The following is a 21,644-nucleotide window of genomic DNA, read 5'->3' on the forward strand; positions in this document are numbered from 1 at the left end:
CGGCTTAATTCTCCCGCCAATGATCGGCGGATTCCGCCCTGGCCTGATCGAGATCGGCGTCGTTACGGATCGTGCGCGGCACGAGCACGCGCGGTTCGATCGAGACGGGTTCGTAAATGACACGCTTCTGTTCGGGGTCGTAGCGCACTTCGACGTTACCGATCAGCGGGAAATCCTTCCGGAACGGATGGCCCACGAAGCCGTAGTCCGTGAGGATGCGACGGAGATCCGGGTGACCATCGAAGATGATGCCGTACAGGTCGAAGGTCTCGCGCTCGAACCAGTCCGTGCCCGGCCACACCGGCGTCACCGACGGGACGATCGGGAAGGCATCGTCTTCGCAGAAGATGCGCAGGCGGATGCGCTGGTTGAGTTCGATCGACAGCAGGTGGATGACCGCGGCATAACGACGCGGCTGCTCGACCTTGCGCGGGCGGTCGGCCCACGTGAAGCGACCCATGGCCTCACCTTCCACGCCACGCGAGAAGCTATCGCCCTGCGCGGTGTCGGTGTCCCACTCGGTCTGCCCGTAGCTGAGGTAGTCGACGCCGCAGACGTCGATAGGAATGGTGAAGCGGAAGCCCGCCTCGTCGCGCAGCGCGGTGGCCACGGCGATCAGGTCACGTGGAGCCACCTCAGCGGTGACTTCGTTGCGGTCGACCTTCACCGTCAGCATGTCGCCGAAGCGCGCGGCGAGCCGTTCGACCAGCGAGGTCTCGTTAATAACGCTCATGTGCGATGCCCTGTTAACGCGCGATCGTGTGGGTGCGACGGATCTTCTTCTGCAACTGCAGGATGCCGTGGATCAGCGCTTCGGCCGTCGGCGGGCAACCCGGCACATAGATATCGACCGGCACGATCCGATCGCAGCCGCGAACGACCGAATAGGAATAGTGGTAGTAACCGCCGCCGTTGGCGCAGGAACCCATGGAGATGACCCATTTCGGCTCGGGCATCTGGTCATAGACCTTGCGCAGGGCCGGGGCCATCTTGTTCACCAGGGTGCCGGCGACGATCATCACGTCGGACTGGCGGGGGCTGGGACGGAAGACGACGCCGAAGCGGTCCAGATCGAGGCGCGCGGCACCCGCGTGCATCATTTCGACCGCGCAGCAGGCCAGGCCGAAGGTCATCGGCCACATGGAACCGGTACGCGCCCAGTTCATCAGGGCATCGATGCTGGTCACGCCGAAGCCACGATTGACGACCGGGGCGTCGCCGTTAGGACGCAGGATGTCGTCGACGAGGTTGAGCGGCGTCGGGTTGTGCATCACCCGATCGATGGTGGTCATCACTCCCATTCGAGCGCTCCCTTCTTCCAGACGTAAGCGAAACCGACCACGAGCAGCGCGAGGAACAGCGCCATTTCGATCAGCGCGATGCCGCCGATCTTGTCGAACACCACCGCCCACGGAAACAGGAAGGCGATTTCGAGGTCGAAAATGATGAAGAGGATGGCGATGAGGTAATAGCGCACGTCGAACTTCATGCGCGCGTCCTCGAAGGCCTCGAAGCCGCACTCATAGGGCGAGAGCTTTTCCGAATCGGGACGGCTGGGGCCGGCAAGGATGCCGATCGCCATCAGGACCACACCTAGGCCTACGGCCACGGCAATGAACAACAGGACGGGCCAGTATTGGGCAAGCACGATGCTGCGTACCTCCGCGCCTCACTGGGCGCATCAGTGACCGTCGGCGGGGACGAGCGGTCCGGCTAGGGTCGCCAGAGCTTTTATCGAATCGATCCAAATGGGTCGATCCGTGTCGGGACGCATTGCGTACCAACGACTCCGGATATCCACAATCTCACGTTGGGGAACCGATCTATTGTACCAGTGCGTGCAGGTATCACGACAAGTATTAATAAGGGAAAAACTGCGTCGCCATGGTGCAATCGCAGGTAATCGCCTGTTGAACACGGACATTCGGCGCCGGAGCGCGCCGATATGTCACATGGTCTGGGTCGGACGCTCGGAGGCGAGGGTTCCGACAAGCAGCGCTTCGATGCGCTGCCGGGCACCTTCGCTCTCGGGGGATTCGTTGAACTGGATACCGACACCGGCGGTTCGGTTGCCCTGGGCACCCACCGGCGTGATCCAGACCACGCGACCGGCGACCGACAGGCGCTCGTTTTCGTCGATCAGGGTGACCAGCAAGGCCACCTCGTCGCCCAGGCTGTAGCGCTGGGCGGTCGGCGCGAAGAGACCACCGGTTTTCAGGAACGGCATGTACGAGATGTACAGGGAGTTCACGTCCTTGATCTTCAGCGAGAGGATTCCCTGTCGCGGTGAGGAGCTGGTGGCGTTCATGGACACGTGGAATCCCCTGGTTTGACCGTCATCCTAGCTACCCGGCGGCCCGGGCCACAAGCCCGACCGGTTCCGGGTCCTGCCCGGCCCAGCCATAGTGGTCATAAATCCAGGGCGTCGAGAGGTCGGCGGTGAGCTTGGCAAAGGCCGGACCCGGCGCGCCACGCAGAGGTAGCATCCACTCGTCGCCCGCCCGCTCGATCGGCGCGAGGCGCCACGGCCAGACCTGCACGCCCTGGGTATCCGCCAGGACGAGGCGCAGCCGGCTTCGCGCCAGCCGTCCCGGTCGCCACGGCAGGCGCAGCGCACCCGTGCCCGGGGCGGCGGGCGCCCGGTCGAAGCGCTCGGGACGGGAGGCCACGCCAAGCATGCGCTCGCGACTCAAGGACATCTGTGTCGCATGCTCGAGCACGGCGTGGATCTTGGTCGTGAGGCGCTCGGGATCCGTGTCGGGGACGATCAGGTCTTCAGGCGCCGAACGCTCGGTCCCATGGACCATGTAAGTGAGTATCTCGGCCATCGACCCCGCCGCCGACAGAGCCAGTCGGGCAAGGACATGGGCTGAACCGTGGTCGGGGTGGCTGTCGCGCAGATCGGGGATCACGACAAGGGTCGGCCGTACCCGCTCGACGATGCGACGAATCGCGCCTACCGCCGCCGAGGTTCGCAGTCGTAGCTCATCGGTGACCTGCATGTCGTGCCAACCGAGGGCATGCAGGTGCTCCGGGCCGACGCCGAGCCGACCCAGTGCCGCAGCCACCTCGAGCCGACGTCGCGCACCCCAGCGAGCCCGGCCGGCCGAGTCGATCACGAGGCGCCGCTCCATCCAGCGCTGCGGCCACGGATTGTCGTCGCCATCGGTGAGCAGCAGGACATCGGCACGCCCACCCATGGCGAGCGTGCGCTGGATCAGCATGCCGGCGGCGAGCGATTCGTCGTCCGGGTGGGGCGCGACGACAAGTAGACGGGTACTGCCGTCGATGACGGGGTCGCGGGACAAAGGCTAAGTTCCTTGCGAGGCGCTAGAGATGTGCCGATTAAGGCCGAACGCCCGATAAGGCAGCGTCAACGCCAGGCGGCAAGCAGCTCGAGCAGCAACAGATCGACGCGGAGCGGCCCGCGCAGCGCATCTCTTGCCCGGTTGGCCTTGCCGTACCAGGCGTCGAGCGATTCGTCATCCAGCTGGCTTTCCAGCGGGGCGGCGACGCCGGCCGCACGGGCACGGAGTTCGTCCGTCGCGGCCTGTGCCGCGAACCACAGGTACCGAGCCGGCTCGGCCGCCTGCCAGCGCTTGACGACTTCCATCGCGTCGCCGCGGCCGGCAGCGAGCGCCTTGAGATCATGACGCACCTCGACGCGGTGCTTGAGCGCGCCGTCAGCCGCCCAGGTCCGCGCCATACCGGGATTGCCGCCGGCCGCGTCGAGTGCCGCTTCCGCCTCTTTCACCCCTTCGCCAGCCAGCCACGCCAGGGAGACGTCGCGTGACGGCACCAGGAAATCGATGCGCTGGCAGCGGCTGCGGATCGTCGCGGGCAACCGTGCCGGCTCATCGGCGACAAGCACCAGCAAGGTGGCCTGGGTCGGCTCCTCGAGGGTTTTCAGCAAGGCGTTCGCTGCGGCGGCGTTCATCGCGTCGGCCGGATCCACCGTGGCGATCTGCCAGCCGCCGAACTGGCTGGACATGGCCAACCGTGCGGAAAGGTCGCGAATCTGGTCGACGACGATCTCGCTGCGCGTCACGCCGTCCTTGCGCAGGCCGAACGATAACGTGGCCACGTCCGGGTGCGTGCCGGCAGCCACCAGGTGGCAGCTACGGCAGACCCCGCAAGGCGTACCGTCGTGACTCTGCTGACAGAGCAGGCCCTTGACGAACGTCGCCAGGAAATCCCGCTTGCCCAGGCCAGCCGGCCCGGCAAGCAACAACGCATGCGGAAGCGCATCGCGCTCACGGCGCGCCTGCAGGCGCGCCCATGCATCGGCATGCCAGGGGCGCAGGCTCACGAAACGACTCCGTCAAGCAGGCCGGAAACACCCTCGATGGCCTGGCCCAGCACGGCGTCCGGCGTGGCACTCGCGTCCAGCACGCGGAAGCGCCGTGGCTCCGCGGCTGCCCGCGCGCGATACGCGTCGCGAATGCGTTCGAAGAAGGAATCACCCTCCCCTTCGATGCGGTCCGCCTCGCCCCGACCGGCGGCGCGAGCACGGCCGGTGCTCACGGGAAGGTCGAGCAGCAACGTGACATCGGGCTTGAGGGCCAGCGCGGCCCAGGCTTCGAGCGCCTCGATGCGCTCCACCGGTTGACCGCGACCGCCACCCTGGTAGGCAAAACTGGCGTCGGTAAACCGATCGCAAAGCACCCAGCGACCGGCGGCCAGCGCCGGCTCGATGACCTGACGGACCAGCTGGGCGCGCGAGGCGAACATCAGCAACAGTTCGGCTTCCGCGCAGAGGTCGTTGTTGGCGGCATCCAGCACCACGCCGCGCACCGCCTCCCCCACGGCCGTACCGCCGGGCTCGCGGGTAACGACCAGATCCACGCCCTGCGCACGGAGGTACGCTTCGAGCCCACGAAGCAGCGTGCTCTTGCCGGCGCCTTCGCCGCCTTCGAGGGTGATCAGTCGGCCGCGCTTGGGTGTCGTCACTGGCATCGCTTCAATTGGTAGCAGGCAACAGCCCGGTTGTGGTCATCGAGATTGGCCGAGAAGACGTGGCTGCCGTCGCCCTTGGCGACGAAATACAGATCCTTGCCTTCCACCGGATGCAGCGCCGCCTGGATCGCCGCGCGCCCCGGCAGCGCAATCGGGGTCGGCGGCAGGCCGACCCGCGTGTACGTATTGTAGGGGGTGTCCGTCGTGAGGTCGCTTTTGTGGATGTTGCCCACATAGCTGTCGCCCATGCCGTAGATCACCGACGGGTCGGTCTGCAGCAGCATGTGCAGCTGTAGGCGCCGGATGAACACGCCGGCGATGCGCGGGCGCTCTTCCGCCCTACCCGTCTCCTTTTCCACGATCGAGGCGAGGATGAGCGCCTCGTACGAGGTGGCCAGCGGCAGGTCCGGGGCACGCGCTGCCCAGGCCGTGTCGAGTGTCTTGATCATCGCCGCATGCGCGCGCTTGAGGATGCTGGAGTCGGTGTCGTTCTTGACGTATGCGTAGGTTTCGGGAAGGAATCGCCCTTCCGGGTGCTCGCCCTCGTTACCCAGCCGCTTCATCAGCTCGTCGTTGTCGACACCCGCCGTGTCGTGCGACAGCGTGTCGGTCGCGGCCAGCGCACGGCGCAGATCGGCGAAGCTCCAGCCATCGACGATGGTGAAATTGCGCTGCATGACCTTGCCGTTGGCCATGTCGCCAATCAGATCGCGTGGTGTCATGCCCGTGCGCAGCAGGTATTCACCCGCGTGCAGACGCCCCGATGCGCGCATTTCGATCGCCAGCACGCGCCAGTACAGCGGCGACGCGCGTGTCGCGCCGCGATCGCGCAGGTCGCGCACGATGTCCTTGAACGAAGCACCGCGTGCCACATCGATGCTCTGTCCGGCCACGGGCACGCTCAGCGGCGTGCGCGCAAAGCGCGACCAGTCGAAAACAAGCCAGCTACCCACGGCGATCGCCGCGACCAGCACCACCAGCAAAATGACACGCCAGAGGGCGATGCCGCGCACTTTCATCAATCGGAATCCTTCGAACGGTTCGGAAGCGGCAGGCCGATCGCACGCCAGTGGGCCTGCCAATGGCGGGTCACCGGGCCGGGCTGCCAGGTTCGGCCAGCGAAAGCCCGAACGGGAAGAATGCCCCGAACGGCCGACGTGAGGAAGACCTCGTCGGCCTCGACCACCTGTTGCGGCGACACGTGCCCGATGTCCACATCGCCCGAGGCAAGCACCTCCGCGCGCGCCACGCCCGCGACACCGCAACGATCCACCGGCGGTGTGACAAGGCGCCCGCCTATGACGGCAAACAGGTTAGCTGCCGTTGCGCAGACGACGCGACCCTCCTGGTCGGCCATCAGGCCCTCTTGCCAGCAGGTATTCTCCCACTCCGAGCGGGCGAGCACCTGCTCGAGACGGTTGAGATGTTTCATCCCCGCCAGCAGGGGCTGATCGCCCAGGCGCGTGTCGCACTGGCGCAACGCTATCCCGTCGCGGTACACGTCCGTGGCAAGCGATAGCGGACCGACGCTGATCACGATGGTCGGCTTGGCCTGGCGTGGCCGGGCGTAACCGCGCTCACCCACACCGGCGGTGAACGTGATGCGGGCCACGGCATCCTCCAGCCCATGGGCCAGGTGCTGGACGCCGGCCAGCATGGCGTCGGTATCGGGCGCAGGCAGGCCCAGACGCGTCGCCGACGCCCGTAGGCGTTCGACGTGCCGCGGCCACAGAGGCACGGCACGATCGACCACGCGCAACGTTTCAAACAGGCCGTCGCCGTACATCAGGCCACGATCCGCCGCACCCAGCCGATCGGTCTCGATGAAGTCGACCGACATACGCATGCTCATGCCGCGCCGAAAATACGCAACAGGCCGCGCGCCTTCGCCCGCGTCTCGTCGAGTTCCTTGTCAGGTACCGAATCGGTGACGATGCCGGCACCCGCACGTAGCGACACCGTCGGCCCTTCGACCATCAACGTGCGAATGAGGATATTGAGGTCCATGTCGCCGTTGTCGTCGAGATAGCCGATCGCCCCCGTGTAGGCACCCCGCGGCTCACGTTCGATATCACCGATGATCTCCATGCAGCGCACCTTGGGACAACCGGTGATGGTGCCGCCCGGAAACGTCGCCGCGATCACCTGGCCGGGCGTCACGCCTTCACGTGCGCGGCCGCACACATTGGAAACGATGTGATGCACATGGGCGTAACTCTCCACGACCATGAGCTCATCGACTTTCACGCTGCCGGGCACGCACACGCGACCGAGGTCGTTGCGCTCCAGGTCGATCAACATGACGTGCTCGGCCCGCTCTTTCGGGTGCGTCGTGAGTTCGCGGATACGTGCCGCATCGTCGTCACCAGGGACGCGAGGCCGCGTTCCGGCGATGGGGCGCGTTTGCAGCAGGCCGTCGCGCGATTCGACCAGACGCTCCGGCGACGAGCTCACGATCGCCCATGCCGGTTGCTGGAGCAGCCCCGCGAAGGGTGCGGGATTCGCCGTGCGCAATGCCGCCATCAGGCTCGCCGGGGAAGGCGCTTCGGCAAACCGCGCCGACCAACGCCGCGACAGATTCACCTGGAACACATCGCCCGCACGCAGGTGTTCGTGAATACGCACGACACCTTCGAGAAACCGCGACGGCTCGTCTTCCTCGACGGCAACGGGTGTAGCCAACGCGAGATCGGGAAGTGCCACGTCGAGGTCAGCGGACAGGATGTCCAGCCAGTGCTCGGCGCCATCCTCGGCAATGAGAATGGTGCGTTGCCCGACGTGATCGACGATCGCCGCCGCGGGGCTACGCAAGGCGAACGCCACCGGTGCGACCCCGCTGGACGGCGGCAGGCGCAGGCTCGGCTCGATCTGCCCGACCAGCTCGTACGCAAGGTAGACGATCCAGCCCCCGTGGAACGGCAAGCCATCGTCGACCCGCGGATGATGGCGCGCGGCCCAGGCGCCATCGAGCGCATCGAGAAACGTGCCGGGAACGATGTCGCCTGCCGCATCACGAACAAGGTCGTCAGCACCGAGCGTCAGCGACGCATCACCGGCGACAAAAAGGATGTCGAAGCGAGACTGCGGCGTTCCGGTGACCGCGCTGGCCAGCAGTGCCGGATAGCGTTCCGGATATGACGCGGCCGGCGCGAGGAGATCGCGCCGGCCGGCCAGGGTTCGCGTGACGAAAGCCACGCCGATCAGAGGCGACGGAAGACGAGCGTACCGTTGGTGCCGCCGAAGCCGAACGAATTCGACACGACGACGTTGAGGTCCGCCTTCTCCGCCTTGTTCGGCACGAGATCCATGCCAAGCGCGGCCACTTCCGGATCGACGTCGACGAGATTCATCGTCGGCGGGATGATCCCGTCGCGCAGCGCCATCACCGAGAAGATCGCCTCCACACCGCCGGCAGCGCCGAGCAGGTGGCCGGTGACCGACTTGGTCGAACTGACCGCAAACTTTCCCTTCGCGGTGGCGTGGTCGCCGAACACGTTGCGGATGGCCTTGGCTTCGCCCAGATCGCCCACCGGCGTGGAGGTGCCGTGCGCATTGACGTACTGCACGTCTTCCGGGGTGATGCGCGCGTCGTGCAGGGCATTGCGCATGGCAAGCTCCGCACCGTCACCACTGGGCGAGGTGATGTGATACGCGTCGCCGCTCATGCCGAAGCCGACAAGCTCGGCCAGGATGTTGGCGCCACGCGCCTTGGCGAACTCGTACTCCTCGAGCATGAGCATGCCGGCACCGTTGGACAGCAGGAAGCCGTCGCGGCCGGTATCCCACGGACGGCTGGCGTGCGTCGGATCGTCGTTGCGCGTGGACATCGCCTTGGCCGAGCAGAAGCCCGCCATCGCCGTCGTCGTGGTGGCATGCTCCGAGCCGCCGGCGAGCATCGCGTCCGCATCGCCGTACTGGATCAGGCGCATGGCCATGCCGATGTTGTGCGCGGCCGTCGTGCACGCCGAGACCAACGCGATATTCGGGCCTTTCAGGCCGAAGTAGATCGACAGGTTACCGGCGACCATGTTGATGATGGAGCTGGGTACGTAGAACGGCGAGACCTTGCGCGGGCCCTTTTCGTTCAGCTCGATCGCGGTGGCTTCGATCGTGTGCAGGCCGCCGATACCGGCACCCGCGGCCACGCCGATACGCCCGGCATTCTCTTCGGTCACGACCAGACCCGACTGACGGAACGCATGGGCACCGGCGACGATGCCGTAGTGGATGAACGGGTCCATCCGCTTGAAGTCTTTCGCAATGGAGCGACGTTCGTCGTCAAGCGCCTTGATCCCCGCCTCGTCGGTGGGAATCGTGACGCCGTCAAAGAAGGCGTCGGCCGCAACGAAATTGCGGACTTCGCCCGCGATGCGGGTGTTATAGGCGCTGGTGTCGAAATCGGTGACAGGGCCGATGCCGCTGTTACCTTCGACGACGTTCTTCCAGGCGGTGGCGACATCGTTACCGACCGGCGAAAGAATCCCCATGCCGGTAATTACCACACGTCGTTTACTCATGCGTTTGTTCCTTAGCACTTTATCCACGCAACCATACGCGAGCGCAGGTTACGAAAAGCGGAAACGAAAACTGCGCCTTTAGGCGCAGCTTCCGTGTCGCTCGGAGATCGACGGGAGGCAAGCCTCCGATCGACAACCAGTCGATTGATCAAGGGGTCTTGACGTGAGCCTTGATGTAGTCGACCGCCTGCTGGACCGTCGTGATCTTCTCAGCTTCTTCGTCCGGGATCTCGCACTCGAACTCTTCTTCGAGGGCCATCACGAGCTCAACGGTATCCAGCGAATCGGCGCCCAGATCGTCCACGAAAGACGCGTTGGTGGTGACTTCATCTTCCTTGACGCCCAGCTGTTCAACGACGATCTTCTTGACGCGTTCTTCGATGGTGCTCATGTTGCCTTTACCTCCCGAGGGAAAATTCCGGCGGCATTGTAGTGGCTAAGGACTTGGCCCGCCAACACACACTGCCACCACGTGGATGACGCCCGGTTTTTCTTAAGCCGGACGCGAAACGATGATTGTCTCTCAAAAACGGGCCGGTGGCGACTGCCGCCGACCCCGGCCGATCAGGCCGGCCCCATCAGGGCATGTACATGCCGCCGTTCACGTGAAGGGTCTCACCGGTGATGTACTTCGCTGCGGGCGAGGCCAGGAAGGCCACCGCCTCGGCGATATCGTTGGGCTCGCCCAGCTGGCCCAGGGCGATGCCGGACAGGAGCGCGCTGCGCTGCTCCTCCGGAAGCCCACGGGTCATGTCGGTATCGATGAAGCCCGGGGCCACCACGTTCACGGTGATGCCCCGCGAGCCAATCTCACGGGCGAGCGATTTGGAGAACGCGATGATGCCGGCCTTGGCCGCCGCGTAGTTGGCCTGACCCGGATTGCCGGTGATGCCGACCACGGAAGCGATGCTGATGATGCGGCCCTTGCGTGCCTTCATCATGCCGCGCATGACCGCCTTGGACGTGCGGAACACGGAGGTCAGGTTGGTTTCCATGATCGCGCTCCAGTCCTCTTCCTTCATGCGCATGAGGAGCTGGTCGCGCGTGATGCCGGCATTGTTGACCAGGATGGAGACCGCGCCGGTCTCTTTGGCGATACCGTCGATTAGGGCTTCGATCGCCGCCGGATCGGTCACATTAAGCATGCGGCCGTGGCCACCGTGGGCGGCGAGACGCTCGCCGATCGCCTGGGCGCCGGACTCGGTCGTCGCGGTGCCGAACACCGTCGCACCGAGCGCGGCAAGGCGGTCGGCAATGGCCGCGCCGATGCCGCGACTGGCGCCGGTAACGAGCGCGATTTCGCCCTTGAGGGTCTGGGTCATGGGAATTCCTGTCTTAACGGGGAAGGGTCAGGCCGTAGCGACGGTGAGCGCAGCATCGAGGTCGGCGGGCGTACCGATCGGCTTGGCCTCGACGGACTTATCGATGCGCTTGATCAGGCCGGAAAGCACCTTGCCCGGACCGCACTCGAGCGCCTGCGTGATGCCACGGGCCGCCAGCGCCTGGACGCACTCGGTCCAGCGCACCGGAAGATAGAGCTGGCGCATCAGGGCACCACGAATGTTCTCAACCGAGGTGTGCACCTGGGCGTCGGCGTTCTGGATGACCGGGATCGACGGCATCGACCAGTCGATGGCGGCCATTCTTTCACCCAGCCGGTCCGCGGCATCGCGCATCAGCATGCAGTGGGAGGGCACGGACACGGCCAGCTTCACGGCCTTCTTCACACCGAGCTCGGCCAGGCGAGCCAGGGCGCGATCGACCGCCTCGGCGTGACCGGCGATCACCAGCTGGCCGGGAGAATTGAAATTGGCGGGAGCGACCACCTGGCCCTGGGCGACTTCCTCGCAGACCTGGGCGATCTGGGCGTCGTCACCGCCCAGAATGGCGGCCATGGCGCCGACGCCGGCCGGCACGGCGGCCTGCATGAGGCGACCACGCTCAGCGACCAGACCCGCCGCATCCTTCAGGGAAAGGGCGCCCGCGGCGACCAGGGCGCTGTACTCGCCCAGGCTGTGCCCGGACAGGTACGCCGGGAGCGCACCGCCCTGCTTCACCCACACGCGCCACACGGCGACGCTGGCGGCCAGCAGGGCCGGCTGGGTGTTCTCGGTGCTGTTAAGGCGATCCTCGGGGCCGTTCTGGCTCAGTTCCCACAGGTCGATACCCGCCCCCTCGGAGGCCTCATCGAAGGCCGCACGGACCTCGGGGTGGGCAGCGGCGAGTTCGGCAAGCATGCCGACGGACTGCGAACCCTGACCAGGAAAGACAAAGGCGAGCGAGGCGCTGGATGCGGTCATGCGAGAAGTTTCCGGAACGTCAAACCGCGAATGGTGCCAGTAACTTGGGGCAGATTGCACCATTCGCGGGCGTGTGGAGGCCTGGGGGCCAGTCACTCCTGCGTGGCCCGACGCTCTTGCCGGGTAGGAGCCGATTCATCGGCGATCCCGCGAAGCGGGCCAGGATGCCGCGAGCACCCTTCGCCGATGAATCGGCTCCTACCAAGCGAAGGTTGGTCCCTGACGGGGATCAATATCGAAGGAGCGCCGAGGCCCAGGTGAAGCCGCCACCGAAGGCCTCGAGCAGCAGGTTCTGGCCGCGCTTGACCTTGCCCGAACGCACGGCGTAGTCGAGCGCCAGCGGCACCGACCCCGACGACGTATTGGCGTGCTTGTCCACGGTGACGATGACCCGGTCCATCGACATGTTCAGGCGCTTGGCCGTCGCTTCGATGATGCGCAGGTTCGCCTGGTGCGGAATCAGCCAGTCGATCTCTTCTTCCTTCATGCCCGCGTCCGCCAGGGTCTCGCCGACCAGCGAATCCAGTGTCTTGACCGCGACCTTGAACACTTCGCGGCCCAGCATGCTGATCTTCACGCCGTGGTTCGGCGCGTCGGTGAAACCGGCGGACACGCCAACCGGGTTGAACAGCAGGTGTTTGAAACCGCCATCGGCGCGCATGCGGGTGGTGAAGATACCCGGCTCGTCGGAGGCTTCCAGCACGACTGCCCCGGCGCCGTCACCGAACAGCACGCAGGTCTCCCGCTCGGTCCAGTCGACCATGCGGGTGAGGGTTTCGGCACCGATGACCAGGGCTTTCTTCGACTGGCCGCTACGAACGAACGCGTTGGCGATGCCCAGGGCGTACACGAAGCCCGAGCAGGCGGCGTTCACGTCGAAGGCGGCGCAGCCGTTCGCACCCAGGCGATGCTGCACGAGGCAGGCCGTGGACGGAAAAATGAGGTCGGGCGTGGTTGTGCCGAGAATGATGAGGTCGATCTCGGATGCCTTGACGCCCGCTGCCTCGAGGGCGCGCTGGGCTGCGAGGAAGGCAAGGTCGCCCGTGGTCTCGCCGTCGGCCGCGTAGTGGCGCTCGGAAATCCCGGTGCGCGTGCGGATCCACTCGTCGGTGGTGTCGACGATTTTTTCGAGGTCGGCATTGGTCACGACCTTGTCGGGAAGTGCGCTGCCGGTACCGATGATGCGGGCGTATTTCAGAACCGTTCCCCTATTCAGGGCCAAAGGCCATAAACGCAAAACGGCGCGTTACCGCGCCGCCTGCGTTGCGATCATCCCTGCGAAGGGAGATCAGTCTTCGATTTCAACCGCACCGCGGGTTTCGATGACCTTCTTACCGCGGTAGAAGCCATCCTTGGTCACGTGGTGACGCAGGTGTACTTCGCCGCTGGTCGGATCGGTCGACAGCTGAACGGTCGTCAGCGCGTCGTGCGAACGACGCATGCCACGGGTGGAAGGGGTCTTGCGGCTCTTGGCAACTGCCATGACAAATCTCCAGCGAAATTACTTTATGAGTCCGCGGAGTGCCGCGAACGGGTTTTCAGACGGATCCGGCAAGGCTTCTTCTTCCTCGTCGGCACCAACGATGTCATCGGGCAACTCGTAGTCCGGATTGACCGGAACCAGGGGCAGCGCCAACAGCAGTTCATCTTCGATCGTCGCGCGCAGGTCGAGCTTGCCGTCCTGTTCGACGAGGAGTGCCTCGTACCCAGGGGGCAGCGCGGCTTCCTCGATTTCTTCGACAATCAGTCCGAGACGTGTATCGATCTCAACCGGAAGCACGAACGGTTCCAGCGAACGCTGACAGATCACGGTCAACGGTGCCTTCGCACGTACAGCCACATAGGCGATATTGAACTCGTCGCGACCGAAGTCCAGCTCGTAGGTTACGTCGCCTTCGGGCGACGCAATGACTTCTCCGAGGCGGGCAAAAGCCGACACGGGAAGCGAGCCCTGGAACGAACGCCGCGCACGAACTTCGCGCCAAGCGTCCACGGACGATGGCAAGGTCACGGACATAATCGGGAAATGGTAGGCATCAACCTGCCTGAAGTCAACCGGTTAGCGGGTACAAACCGCAAGAGGCCCACTTTTGCGCACGGCGGGGCCTTTCGTGCAGACTCGCAGGTCGGGATGTAGTTTGCCGCAGCACACCCAACAGGGGGAAGAGCTAGCGTGTTTTCTTTTGCTTATTATGCACTTGCGGCCATCATCGTGGCCGCCATCGGGCTATGTGCCTGGGCGGTCGTCCAGCAGCGGACGCGACGGCGCCACAGCGCCATGAAGGATCTGCTGGACAACGCCGACCGTCTCGAGGCCGATCTCAAGGACTGCCGCGACCGCCTTCAACGCGCTCACTCGGTCATGTCGGTCAGTCCCGACCTGCCGGCAGCGGGCGAAGTGGAGGCCCAGCAGGCGGTGGATTCCGGCCTGCGCGCCCTACTCCAGCAACGCCTGTGGATCCGCGACCGTGCACCCGGGGCCAGCCAGCGCGAGCTGGATGACGCCGTGGACGGCCTCGTTCGGGCACGCCACCAGCTGGAGCCGCGCCTGCGTGCGCTCGATGACGCGCAGACCGCACTCGATGTGGCAGTACGCGAACATATCCACAAGGAATTCTGAGTGTCCGCGCAACCTGTCGTCATCCTCGCTTCCACCTCAGCCTACCGCGCGAGCTTGCTCCGGCGTCTTCTCGAGGGGTTCGAACAGGCCTCGCCCGGTACCGATGAAGATCCCCTGCCCGGTGAAGCGCCTGCCGCACGCGCTGCACGACTGGCCGAAGCCAAGGCCCGCGCGGTTGCCGCGACACGCACCGGCTGCGTGGTGATCGGCTCGGACCAGGTCGCGGATCTCGACGGTACCGTGCTCGACAAGCCGGGCACGGTGCAGGCCGCGCACAAGCAGCTGTCCGCCAGCTCCGGACGAGAGGTCGTCTTCCATACCGCCGTCTGCGTGATCGACGCGAAGGGCGGGGCCTCCCTCCACATCGACGAAACACGGGTGCACTTCCGCCACCTGTCGGCGCGGGACATCGAGCGCTACGTGGAACGCGAACGCCCGCTGGACTGCGCCGGAAGCTTCAAATGCGAAGGGCTGGGCATCGCGCTGTTCGAACGAATCGCCAATGACGACCCGACCGCGCTGATCGGCTTGCCACTGATCGCGACCTGCCGCCTACTGCGCGACGCCGGTGTCGCCCTGCCCTGAGCTACTCCGCACCGGCAGGATGGATGCCCGATATGCGTCGCGCCAGACCACGCAATCGTCGGGACTGTGAAGCGGTCCCGGAACGGCTCGCGCCGTAGCGTCATACACGGAAAAGCGACGGCGACCGTCAAAAAGATCGAGGCGCAGCACGGGCTCGACGATGTCGACACGCGAACAGATCGAGACAAGCCAGTCGCGCCTCTCGCGTTCGCGCAGCGAGGTTTCGTCGACCACCAGCAGGAGGCGTCGGCCGGCGAGTCTCGCCAGGCCAGCCTCGTTACTTCCCCACTCTGCCAGTTGCGCGGCACGCCCATGCTTGGTGTTCAACGGGCTGTCGAGTGAATAAATAACGCCGGCACCACCGAGCGCAAAACGCAGTTCTGCCGCCAACATGAAATTATCGGCCACGATGAGCGACGAGGGTTCCCTCGCCTGCAGCCCGCGCACCGCGTCGCTGCTTTCACGCCAACCGGTGAAGTTCGAAGGAAAGGCCTTCACCCCGGCGAGTACGCGGGCGCCATTCGGCGACGCCGCCAGGCCGAGATAACCCAGCCCGGCGAGAAGACCGCAGCCAGCGAGTACGAAGGCCGCCATGGCAAACCGGCGCCAGGTGCGCCCGGCAGGGGCGAGCAAGGTAGGCAATACAGCGCAGAGGAGAACGAATCCGGGAAGCGGCCAGTGCGCACGGAACCGAACGTCGTCGGCAAACAGGCCAAGCACGAAGTAGAGGACGATGAAGCTTCCGGCAAGGGCGGCAATCACGTCGAACGGCGCTTCGCCTCGCCGACGCCAGGCCTGCCACAAGGCCCACATCAGCACGATCCACGCGAGTGGCGTGCACGCCGCGGCCTGCTCCAGCGGCTGGACCAGTGCGTCCGCGTGGAAGCGCCACGGATTGCGCTCCACGAGCTGGAATGCCAGCCCCGCACCGCGGGCGGCGACGTTATAGATCACGAGGGGAAGCAGGCCGAGTGACGCTAGCGCCATGGCCAGCCAGAGGCCGGGACGCCTCCATTGCATGCGTCCTCGCGGTGTCGCCAACAGGAACAGCAGGCCGGCGAGCATCGGCATCGCGGCGCGGTAGTGAGTCATCCAGGCAATGGCCAGCCCCGCACCGAGCAGGCTCCAATCGCGCAGGCGATTCGCTTCAAGCGCAGCCACCAGACCGTGGGTGGCTAGGACGATGGCGAACGTCAACGGCACGTCGGGCAGCGCCAGCACGCCCATGCTGCCTACCAGCGGGAGCAGCAGCGCGAAGGTCGCCGCCCGCCAGCGCACGGCCTCGCCACTCAGGCGCTGCGCGAGGGCGCCAACCTGCCACGGCAACACGGCACCGATGAGCAGGAACGGCAGGCGCATGGCGAAACGTCCATGGCCGAACATCCCTTCGGACAAGCCGATCAACCAAGCCGTCAGCGGCGGCAGGTCGCTGTAGCCCCAGGCCGGGGAGAGGCTTTCCTGCCAGTAGAAGGCCTCGTCACCGAAGGGTGACAAGGTGGCCGCTATGACGACTTTCAGTAATAACGCCGCGAAGAACATGATGAGGAACATGCCTCGCCACGATCGCGTCGCCACCGCTACACTGGAACGCTCAAACATCGACATTGCCAGGCCTGGGGGCACACGCATCGATCATGTCAGCGACGACTCCGCTCAACGATGAAATGCTCCGCCACCGACTGGATGGCGCACTGGCACAGGTCAACGGCGTGCTGCTCGGCAAGCCACGCCAGGTCAAGCTGGCCTTCACCTGCCTGATCGCCGGCGGCCACCTTCTCCTCGAAGACGTACCCGGCGTCGGCAAGACCACCCTGGCGCACGCACTGGCCGCCACGTTCGATCTCGAATTCCAGCGCATCCAGTTCACCAGCGACCTCCTGCCATCGGACATTATCGGGGTCAGCGTCTACGAGCGCGAGACAGGTCAGTTCCGTTTCCATCCGGGCCCCATCTTTACCAGCCTGTTGCTCGCCGACGAGATCAACCGTGCGACGCCGAAATCGCAGAGTGCCCTGCTCGAGGCCATGGCCGAGGGACAGACTACCGTGGACGGCGTCACCCACGAATTGCCCAGGCCGTTCTTCGTGGTCGCCACGCAGAACCCGCTCGACCTGGCCGGCACCTTTCCCTTGCCGGATTCGCAGCTGGATCGCTTCATGTTGCGCCTGAGCCTGGACTATCCCGACCCCGCGGCCGAACGCGCGCTGCTGATCGGCGAAGATCGCCGCGAACTGATGGCTTCGTTGAAGCCACGCCTCGACATCGCGGCGATCAGCCAGTTGCATGCCGCCGCGCAGGCGGTGAAGGTCAGCAGCGCCCTGCTCGACTACCTCCAGGCGCTGCTCACAGCCAGCCGGAAGCACAATGAGGTTCGCGTCGGTCTTTCGCCGCGTGCCGGACTGGCATTGCTCGCCGCGTCGCGTGCCTGGGCGATGATCAGCGGACGCGATTACGTTATCCCCGAAGACGTCCAGACGGTATTCGTGCCTACGGCGGCCCATCGCCTGGTCCCCGGCCGCGGTAGTCACCGAGAGTCGATCGCGCGGGCGATCCTTGCCGAGACCGCGGTGCCCTGATGCCGCCAGCGGGGGAACGGATCGTCGCATGGGCGGAACGGAGGCTGCCTTCCCTTACCCGGATGCGCAGGCGCGAGCCCCTGCCGATCCAGCTTCATCGCCGCCGTATCTACATCGTGCCGACCGGCTTTGGCGTGGGCTTCTCCCTGTTGCTGGCCGTGATGCTCATTGGCGCGCTGAACTACGCGAATAACGCCGCCCTCATGCTCACCTGCCTTCTCGGCGCAGCTACCGCAGGTAGCATGCTGGTGGCCTTTCGCACGCTCAACGGCCTATCCGTCGGAGGATTGCGCGCCGGCACCGCCCGCGCGGGCGAGCTCATCCGCGTCTCGCTCGACATCGCCGCAAGCCAGCGCGAGCGCATGGCCATCCGGCTCGATGTCGCCGACCGTGAGCACGTGGTGGTAGTGATCCCCGGCGCACCGGCGACCATCGAGTTCGCGCTGCCCACCGATTTCCGTGGTTGGCTCTCCCTTCCGCGCATGCGGCTGCATACGCGCTGGCCACTCGGCATGTTCCGCGCATGGAGTTGGCTCAACCCGGATAACCCCGTCCTGGTCTACCCACGTCCCGAGGCGCTCGGGCCGACACCGTTCGAGCCAGAGGGCGATGCCGACCGCGGTCGCCCTCGCGCCGGCGACGAGTTGGCCTCCCTGCGCGACTACCGTCCCGGCGACCCTCGCCGGCAAATCGCCTGGAAGCTGAGTGCGCGCCACCATGGACTGCTGGTGAAAGACCTGGAACAGCCCGCACCGAAGGAAGATTGGCGCCTGGACTGGGACAGCATGCACGGGCTCGATGACGAATCGCGCATTTCCCGCCTCGCCCGCTGGGTCGACGAAGCCAAGGATTCGGGACGACGCTGGAGCCTGCGCCTGCCGGACGGCTATTTCGATATCGCCCAGGGCGACGAGCATTACCACCGCTGCATGACGGCACTGGCCTTGCGCCCATGACGCGCTTTCGCCTTTCGCTCAGCCGTGCCCCGGTCGACGAGCCTGTCCTCGCGCAACGCCCTTTCGACCTGCTCTGCCTGACCATGGCCAGCGTGCTCGTGGTGCACGCGCTGCACCTGCCGTGGTGGCTCACCCTCACCCTGGCCCTCGTGCTCACGGCACGCTGGCGCCAGCGCCGCACAGGCGGAAGGAACGCGCCGTTCTGGATCAAGCTACCCTTGATCGGCCTGCTGCTTGCCGTCGTTATCTCTTACTACGGCACCCTGTTCGGTCGCGAACCAGGCAGCGCCTTCGCCGTCGGCCTGCTCGTGCTGAAGATGCTCGAGAGCGAGCACCGTCGCGATGCACGGGTGGCAATCGCCTTCGCCTGCTTCGGCCTGATGAGTGCCTTGCTCTTCGACCAGGGTCTCGCCGCCAGCTTCGTCGTCGCCCTCGGCCTGGTGCCAGCCGTCGCCACGTTACGCTCCGTCGAGGAAGTCGACCCCCAATCGCAGCCTCTACGCCGCCAACTCCTGCCGGTGTTGATCACGCTACTGGCTGCCGTCCCGCTCGCCGCGTTCGCCTTCGTGTTCGTGCCTCGCCTGAGCTCGCCTTTATGGGGTGCGCCCACGGCCGATAAATCCATCACGGGCCTGTCCGATCGCATGGCACCGGGTGAGATGGCTGAAGTACTCACTGACGATACGCCTGCCATGCGCGTGACGTTCGACGGCACGCCGCCGATGAACGAGAGCCGTTATTTTCGCGCGTACACCATGACCAACTTCGATGGTCAGAGCTGGAGCCCCGACTACGACGGCGGCTCGCGTGCACCCGGCACGCTGGAAGGCGAAGCACGTTTCAACTACGAGATCACCCTCGAACCGACACGCCAGCGGGTGCTGCCGGTGATGGACATGCCTGTGGAGGCGCCCAGCGATGCAAGGCTGCGTGGCGACCGCACCGCTGAGGCGGACCATCCGGTCGACGAGGTCTATCGGTATCACGCCTCCGCCACCACCGACTATCGGCTCGACGCGAGCATCGACGACCGGCAACGCCGGCAGGCACTCCGGCTTCCGGACGGTGTAGGGCCCCATGCACGCGAACTGGCGGCCGGCTGGGCCAGCCAGTACGGCAACGATCACCTCGCCATCGCCCGAGCCGCCCTCACCATGTTCCACGATGGCGGCTTCCGCTACACCCTCGCGCCCGCGCCGCTCGGTCGCGATCGCATCGACGACTTCCTCTTCCAGACCCGCGAGGGGTTTTGCGAGCACTTTTCGTCGACCTTCACCTTCCTGATGCGGGCTGCCGGTGTACCGGCGCGCGTCGTCACCGGCTACCAGGGCGGTTACTGGAACAAGCTCGGCTCGTATCTTCTGGTCCGTCACGCCGATGCGCATGCCTGGTCGGAGGTCTGGCTGGAAGGACGCGGATGGGTACGCTTCGATCCCACCGGCGCGGTACGTCCGGAACGCGTCAGTCTGGGTGCGGCGGCAGCGGCGGCGGCTGGCAATAGCAGCGAGGGTGGCCTCTTCGACATGGCCTGGCTGCGCAATGCACGCGACCACTGGGACGTGGTCAACCAATGGTGGAACCAGGCCGTTAACGGCTTTGATGCGCTTCGTCAGGAAGGCATGCTTCAACCGTTCGGCATTCGCCGGGCGGAGGTTGGCGATCTGGCGGTTATCCTGGCGGTGGGCTGCGCATTGCTCGTCGCAGCGGCTCTTGGCTGGGCCATGTTCCAGCGACGTGAAGGCGATGCGTTGGACGCGTGGATGCAACGTCTAGAGCGAAAGCTCGCACGTACAGGCGTGACGCGACGGATAGGTGAAGGTCCCCGACACTTCTTCGCCCGCGCGGCGCGTTCACTGCCCGGTCAACGAAATGCCTTGGAAAGGTTGAGCCAGCTTTACTTACGGTCACGTTATGCCTTTGACGAACCGCCGCCTGAATCACTCAGCGAATTCAGGCGGCAGGTGAAGGAATTAAAGGTGCGCCGCGTGGTCAAATAAGGACATGGCATCGGCCGTGTCCGGTGCCTCTGGGAGATGTGACATGTCCATGTACAAACCGCTGGTCATCGCCGCCGCGACGCTGGCCCTTGGCGCATGCGCCACGGTGCCGCAGCCGCTGCAGGGCCAGTTCAACGACGTCTCGACGTCCGGCGCGCAACAGGGCGGTGCCCCGGGCGCGAAGGTTCGTTGGGGCGGCGAGATCATCAAGACGGAGCCGGGTCCGCAACAGACCTGCTTCTTCGTGCTGTCCGAACCGCTCGACAGTGAAGCTCGCCCGACCGCCAGCAAGTCCGACAGCCAGGGCCGCTTCGTGGCCTGCCGCGACGGCTTCTACGATCCGGAAGTCTTCACCCGTGGTCGCGAGATCACGGTGACGGGTACGCTGCATGGCGCCGTCTCGCAGAAGGTAGGCGACTTCGACTATGCCTATCCGCGCGTCGAGGCCGACGTGGTTTACCTCTGGCCGAAGCGCGTGGCGTACCAGAACTACGGTCCCGGCTTCTACGACCCGTTCTGGGGTCCGGGGTTTGGTCCGGGCTGGGGTGGTTACGGTTACGGTGGTTACGGCCCCTGGGGCGACCCGTACTGGTACCGTCCGCGCACGATCATCGTACGCCCGCCTCCGGGCCCGCGTCGCTGATCCAGCAAACGAAAAAGCCGGCTCGCGCCGGCTTTTTTTTCGGTTCTGAGCAGCGAGGGTGGGCACCGAAGGCTCTGCGCCTCACCCCCCACGCAAGCGGCGGCGCGAGCCGCTAAACACACGCACTCGCAAAGCGAGTGAACCGATTCAGCCCGGGGGCCAGTGCATCTGGCGGCCGGCGAGCAGGTGGACATGGATGTGGAACACTGTCTGTCCGCCGTGCGTATTCGTGTTGATCACCGTGCGGTAGCCGTCCTTCGCAAGACCCTGCGCCCTGGCGAACGAAGCTGCAGCGAGTAGCAGTTTGCCCAGCAGTTCGGCATCGCCCGGCACGGCGTCGTCGAGCGTCGCGATGGCCCGCTTGGGAATGAACAACACGTGCACCGGCGCCTGCGGATTGAGGTCGCGGAAGGCGAGCACGTCGTCGTCTTCATAGACGATATCAGCCGGAATTTCCCGGCGGACGATCTTCGCGAAGATGGTGTCGGTCATGG

The 21,644-nt window shown here is 65.6% G+C and carries 25 protein-coding genes; 6 read left to right on the plus strand and 19 right to left on the minus strand.

All coding sequences use genetic code 11. From position 1 onward, the window contains the following. Window positions 1-4: 4 nt before the first annotated feature. From HB634_RS08460 to HB634_RS08540, 17 genes are all read right to left on the minus strand, one after another. Window positions 5-733, minus strand: a complete 729-nt coding sequence (locus HB634_RS08460; protein ID WP_063572033.1) for an NADH-quinone oxidoreductase subunit C — start codon at window positions 731-733, stop codon at window positions 5-7. A 13-nt stretch (window positions 734-746) separates the two neighbouring features. Beyond that, window positions 747-1,301, minus strand: a complete 555-nt coding sequence (locus tag HB634_RS08465) for an NADH-quinone oxidoreductase subunit B (protein ID WP_046968724.1) — start codon at window positions 1,299-1,301, stop codon at window positions 747-749. Continuing rightward, entirely contained in the window at window positions 1,292-1,648 is a 357-nt protein-coding gene (locus HB634_RS08470) for an NADH-quinone oxidoreductase subunit A (protein ID WP_063572034.1), read from the minus strand. The genes HB634_RS08465 and HB634_RS08470 overlap by 10 nt, the downstream gene beginning before the upstream one ends. A gap of 300 nt (window positions 1,649-1,948) precedes the next feature. Then, complete coding sequence (locus tag HB634_RS08475) at window positions 1,949-2,308, minus strand: PilZ domain-containing protein (protein WP_046968726.1); 360 nt, start codon at window positions 2,306-2,308, stop codon at window positions 1,949-1,951. A 37-nt stretch (window positions 2,309-2,345) separates the two neighbouring features. Next, window positions 2,346-3,308 carry a PIG-L family deacetylase gene (locus HB634_RS08480; protein WP_213948279.1) on the minus strand — a complete coding sequence of 321 codons (963 nt, stop codon included), beginning with the start codon at window positions 3,306-3,308 and terminating at the stop codon, window positions 2,346-2,348. 65 nt (window positions 3,309-3,373) lie between these two features. After that, window positions 3,374-4,309, minus strand: a complete 936-nt coding sequence (holB, locus tag HB634_RS08485; protein ID WP_213948280.1) for a DNA polymerase III subunit delta' — start codon at window positions 4,307-4,309, stop codon at window positions 3,374-3,376. Further along, window positions 4,306-4,956 carry a dTMP kinase gene (tmk, locus tag HB634_RS08490; RefSeq protein ID WP_213948281.1) on the minus strand — a complete coding sequence of 217 codons (651 nt, stop codon included), beginning with the start codon at window positions 4,954-4,956 and terminating at the stop codon, window positions 4,306-4,308. The genes holB and tmk overlap by 4 nt, the downstream gene beginning before the upstream one ends. Next, window positions 4,947-5,975 (minus strand): endolytic transglycosylase MltG, encoded by a 1,029-nt coding sequence (gene mltG, locus HB634_RS08495; protein ID WP_213948282.1) that lies wholly within the window; start codon window positions 5,973-5,975, stop codon window positions 4,947-4,949. The genes tmk and mltG overlap by 10 nt, the downstream gene beginning before the upstream one ends. Further along, window positions 5,975-6,802 carry an aminodeoxychorismate lyase gene (gene pabC / locus HB634_RS08500; RefSeq protein ID WP_345777475.1) on the minus strand — a complete coding sequence of 276 codons (828 nt, stop codon included), beginning with the start codon at window positions 6,800-6,802 and terminating at the stop codon, window positions 5,975-5,977. Before pabC ends, mltG begins: the two co-directional genes overlap by 1 nt. Before the next feature lie 2 nt (window positions 6,803-6,804). Beyond that, a complete protein-coding gene (locus tag HB634_RS08505) occupies window positions 6,805-8,130 on the minus strand; it encodes an aminodeoxychorismate synthase component I (RefSeq protein ID WP_213948515.1) in 1,326 nt (441 codons plus the stop codon). Between the two features lie 26 nt (window positions 8,131-8,156). After that, window positions 8,157-9,473: a beta-ketoacyl-ACP synthase II gene (fabF, locus tag HB634_RS08510; RefSeq protein ID WP_213948284.1), complete on the minus strand. Its 1,317-nt coding sequence runs from the start codon at window positions 9,471-9,473 to the stop codon at window positions 8,157-8,159. A 148-nt stretch (window positions 9,474-9,621) separates the two neighbouring features. Then, on the minus strand, window positions 9,622-9,864 hold the full coding sequence (acpP, locus tag HB634_RS08515) for an acyl carrier protein (protein ID WP_213948285.1): 243 nt from the start codon (window positions 9,862-9,864) through the stop codon (window positions 9,622-9,624). 187 nt (window positions 9,865-10,051) lie between these two features. Next, window positions 10,052-10,795 carry a 3-oxoacyl-ACP reductase FabG gene (gene fabG, locus HB634_RS08520; protein WP_213948286.1) on the minus strand — a complete coding sequence of 248 codons (744 nt, stop codon included), beginning with the start codon at window positions 10,793-10,795 and terminating at the stop codon, window positions 10,052-10,054. A gap of 27 nt (window positions 10,796-10,822) precedes the next feature. Further along, on the minus strand, window positions 10,823-11,773 hold the full coding sequence (gene fabD / locus HB634_RS08525; RefSeq protein ID WP_213948287.1) for an ACP S-malonyltransferase: 951 nt from the start codon (window positions 11,771-11,773) through the stop codon (window positions 10,823-10,825). Window positions 11,774-12,002: 229 nt separating this feature from the next. Then, complete coding sequence (locus tag HB634_RS08530) at window positions 12,003-12,971, minus strand: beta-ketoacyl-ACP synthase III (RefSeq protein WP_213948516.1); 969 nt, start codon at window positions 12,969-12,971, stop codon at window positions 12,003-12,005. A 90-nt stretch (window positions 12,972-13,061) separates the two neighbouring features. Then, window positions 13,062-13,256, minus strand: coding sequence for a 50S ribosomal protein L32 (gene rpmF / locus HB634_RS08535; protein ID WP_046968738.1), 195 nt, complete (start codon window positions 13,254-13,256; stop codon window positions 13,062-13,064). Window positions 13,257-13,274: 18 nt separating this feature from the next. Continuing rightward, the gene (locus tag HB634_RS08540; RefSeq protein ID WP_063574027.1) at window positions 13,275-13,790 is read right to left on the minus strand and encodes a YceD family protein; all 516 of its coding nucleotides are present in this window, start codon (window positions 13,788-13,790) and stop codon (window positions 13,275-13,277) included. Window positions 13,791-13,946: 156 nt separating this feature from the next. Between HB634_RS08540 and HB634_RS08545 the strand changes: the two genes are divergently transcribed. Beyond that, on the plus strand, window positions 13,947-14,393 hold the full coding sequence (locus tag HB634_RS08545) for a hypothetical protein (RefSeq protein ID WP_213948288.1): 447 nt from the start codon (window positions 13,947-13,949) through the stop codon (window positions 14,391-14,393). Then, window positions 14,394-14,978: a Maf family nucleotide pyrophosphatase gene (locus tag HB634_RS08550; RefSeq protein ID WP_213948289.1), complete on the plus strand. Its 585-nt coding sequence runs from the start codon at window positions 14,394-14,396 to the stop codon at window positions 14,976-14,978. Here HB634_RS08550 and HB634_RS08555 read toward each other — a convergent pair. Next, window positions 14,946-16,529, minus strand: a complete 1,584-nt coding sequence (locus HB634_RS08555) for a glycosyltransferase family 39 protein (RefSeq protein WP_255548455.1) — start codon at window positions 16,527-16,529, stop codon at window positions 14,946-14,948. The two genes, HB634_RS08550 and HB634_RS08555, sit on opposite strands and share 33 nt — an antisense overlap. Before the next feature lie 113 nt (window positions 16,530-16,642). Between HB634_RS08555 and HB634_RS08560 the strand changes: the two genes are divergently transcribed. The 4 genes from HB634_RS08560 (at window position 16,643) to HB634_RS08575 (ending at window position 21,150) form a co-directional block, all read left to right on the plus strand. Next, on the plus strand, window positions 16,643-17,554 hold the full coding sequence (locus HB634_RS08560; protein WP_255548484.1) for a MoxR family ATPase: 912 nt from the start codon (window positions 16,643-16,645) through the stop codon (window positions 17,552-17,554). 62 nt (window positions 17,555-17,616) lie between these two features. Next, on the plus strand, window positions 17,617-18,510 hold the full coding sequence (locus tag HB634_RS08565) for a DUF58 domain-containing protein (protein WP_255548456.1): 894 nt from the start codon (window positions 17,617-17,619) through the stop codon (window positions 18,508-18,510). Next, window positions 18,507-20,507, plus strand: a complete 2,001-nt coding sequence (locus HB634_RS08570; protein ID WP_213948293.1) for a DUF3488 and transglutaminase-like domain-containing protein — start codon at window positions 18,507-18,509, stop codon at window positions 20,505-20,507. Before HB634_RS08565 ends, HB634_RS08570 begins: the two co-directional genes overlap by 4 nt. Window positions 20,508-20,550: 43 nt before the next feature. Continuing rightward, a complete protein-coding gene (locus HB634_RS08575) occupies window positions 20,551-21,150 on the plus strand; it encodes a Slp family lipoprotein (RefSeq protein WP_213948294.1) in 600 nt (199 codons plus the stop codon). Window positions 21,151-21,297: 147 nt separating this feature from the next. Here HB634_RS08575 and HB634_RS08580 read toward each other — a convergent pair whose 3' ends face one another. Next, entirely contained in the window at window positions 21,298-21,642 is a 345-nt protein-coding gene (locus HB634_RS08580; RefSeq protein WP_063573110.1) for a histidine triad nucleotide-binding protein, read from the minus strand. Between the last annotated feature and the right edge of the window lie 2 nt (window positions 21,643-21,644).

Origin of the sequence: Luteibacter sp. dw_328 (assembly GCF_018449605.1) — a bacterium.
In the GTDB taxonomy this organism is placed as follows: domain Bacteria; phylum Pseudomonadota; class Gammaproteobacteria; order Xanthomonadales; family Rhodanobacteraceae; genus Luteibacter.

Bases quoted from the DNA above. Each gene is read 5' to 3' on its own strand.
- pabC (WP_345777475.1), bottom strand. From the start codon at position 6,802: ATGCGTATGTCGGTCGACTTCATCGAGACCGATCGGCTGGGTGCGGCG.
- HB634_RS08555 (WP_255548455.1), bottom strand. From the start codon at position 16,529: ATGTTCCTCATCATGTTCTTCGCGGCGTTATTACTGAAAGTCGTCATA.
- mltG (WP_213948282.1), bottom strand. From the start codon at position 5,975: ATGAAAGTGCGCGGCATCGCCCTCTGGCGTGTCATTTTGCTGGTGGTG.
- HB634_RS08560 (WP_255548484.1), top strand. From the start codon at position 16,643: ATGCTCCGCCACCGACTGGATGGCGCACTGGCACAGGTCAACGGCGTG.
- fabF (WP_213948284.1), bottom strand. From the start codon at position 9,473: ATGAGTAAACGACGTGTGGTAATTACCGGCATGGGGATTCTTTCGCCG.
- fabG (WP_213948286.1), bottom strand. From the start codon at position 10,795: ATGACCCAGACCCTCAAGGGCGAAATCGCGCTCGTTACCGGCGCCAGT.
- HB634_RS08540 (WP_063574027.1), bottom strand. From the start codon at position 13,790: ATGTCCGTGACCTTGCCATCGTCCGTGGACGCTTGGCGCGAAGTTCGT.
- HB634_RS08580 (WP_063573110.1), bottom strand. From the start codon at position 21,642: ATGACCGACACCATCTTCGCGAAGATCGTCCGCCGGGAAATTCCGGCT.
- fabD (WP_213948287.1), bottom strand. From the start codon at position 11,773: ATGACCGCATCCAGCGCCTCGCTCGCCTTTGTCTTTCCTGGTCAGGGT.
- HB634_RS08565 (WP_255548456.1), top strand. From the start codon at position 17,617: ATGCGCAGGCGCGAGCCCCTGCCGATCCAGCTTCATCGCCGCCGTATC.
- HB634_RS08465 (WP_046968724.1), bottom strand. From the start codon at position 1,301: ATGGGAGTGATGACCACCATCGATCGGGTGATGCACAACCCGACGCCG.
- tmk (WP_213948281.1), bottom strand. From the start codon at position 4,956: ATGCCAGTGACGACACCCAAGCGCGGCCGACTGATCACCCTCGAAGGC.
- HB634_RS08475 (WP_046968726.1), bottom strand. From the start codon at position 2,308: ATGAACGCCACCAGCTCCTCACCGCGACAGGGAATCCTCTCGCTGAAG.
- HB634_RS08570 (WP_213948293.1), top strand. From the start codon at position 18,507: ATGACGCGCTTTCGCCTTTCGCTCAGCCGTGCCCCGGTCGACGAGCCT.
- HB634_RS08460 (WP_063572033.1), bottom strand. From the start codon at position 733: ATGAGCGTTATTAACGAGACCTCGCTGGTCGAACGGCTCGCCGCGCGC.
- HB634_RS08575 (WP_213948294.1), top strand. From the start codon at position 20,551: ATGTCCATGTACAAACCGCTGGTCATCGCCGCCGCGACGCTGGCCCTT.
- rpmF (WP_046968738.1), bottom strand. From the start codon at position 13,256: ATGGCAGTTGCCAAGAGCCGCAAGACCCCTTCCACCCGTGGCATGCGT.
- acpP (WP_213948285.1), bottom strand. From the start codon at position 9,864: ATGAGCACCATCGAAGAACGCGTCAAGAAGATCGTCGTTGAACAGCTG.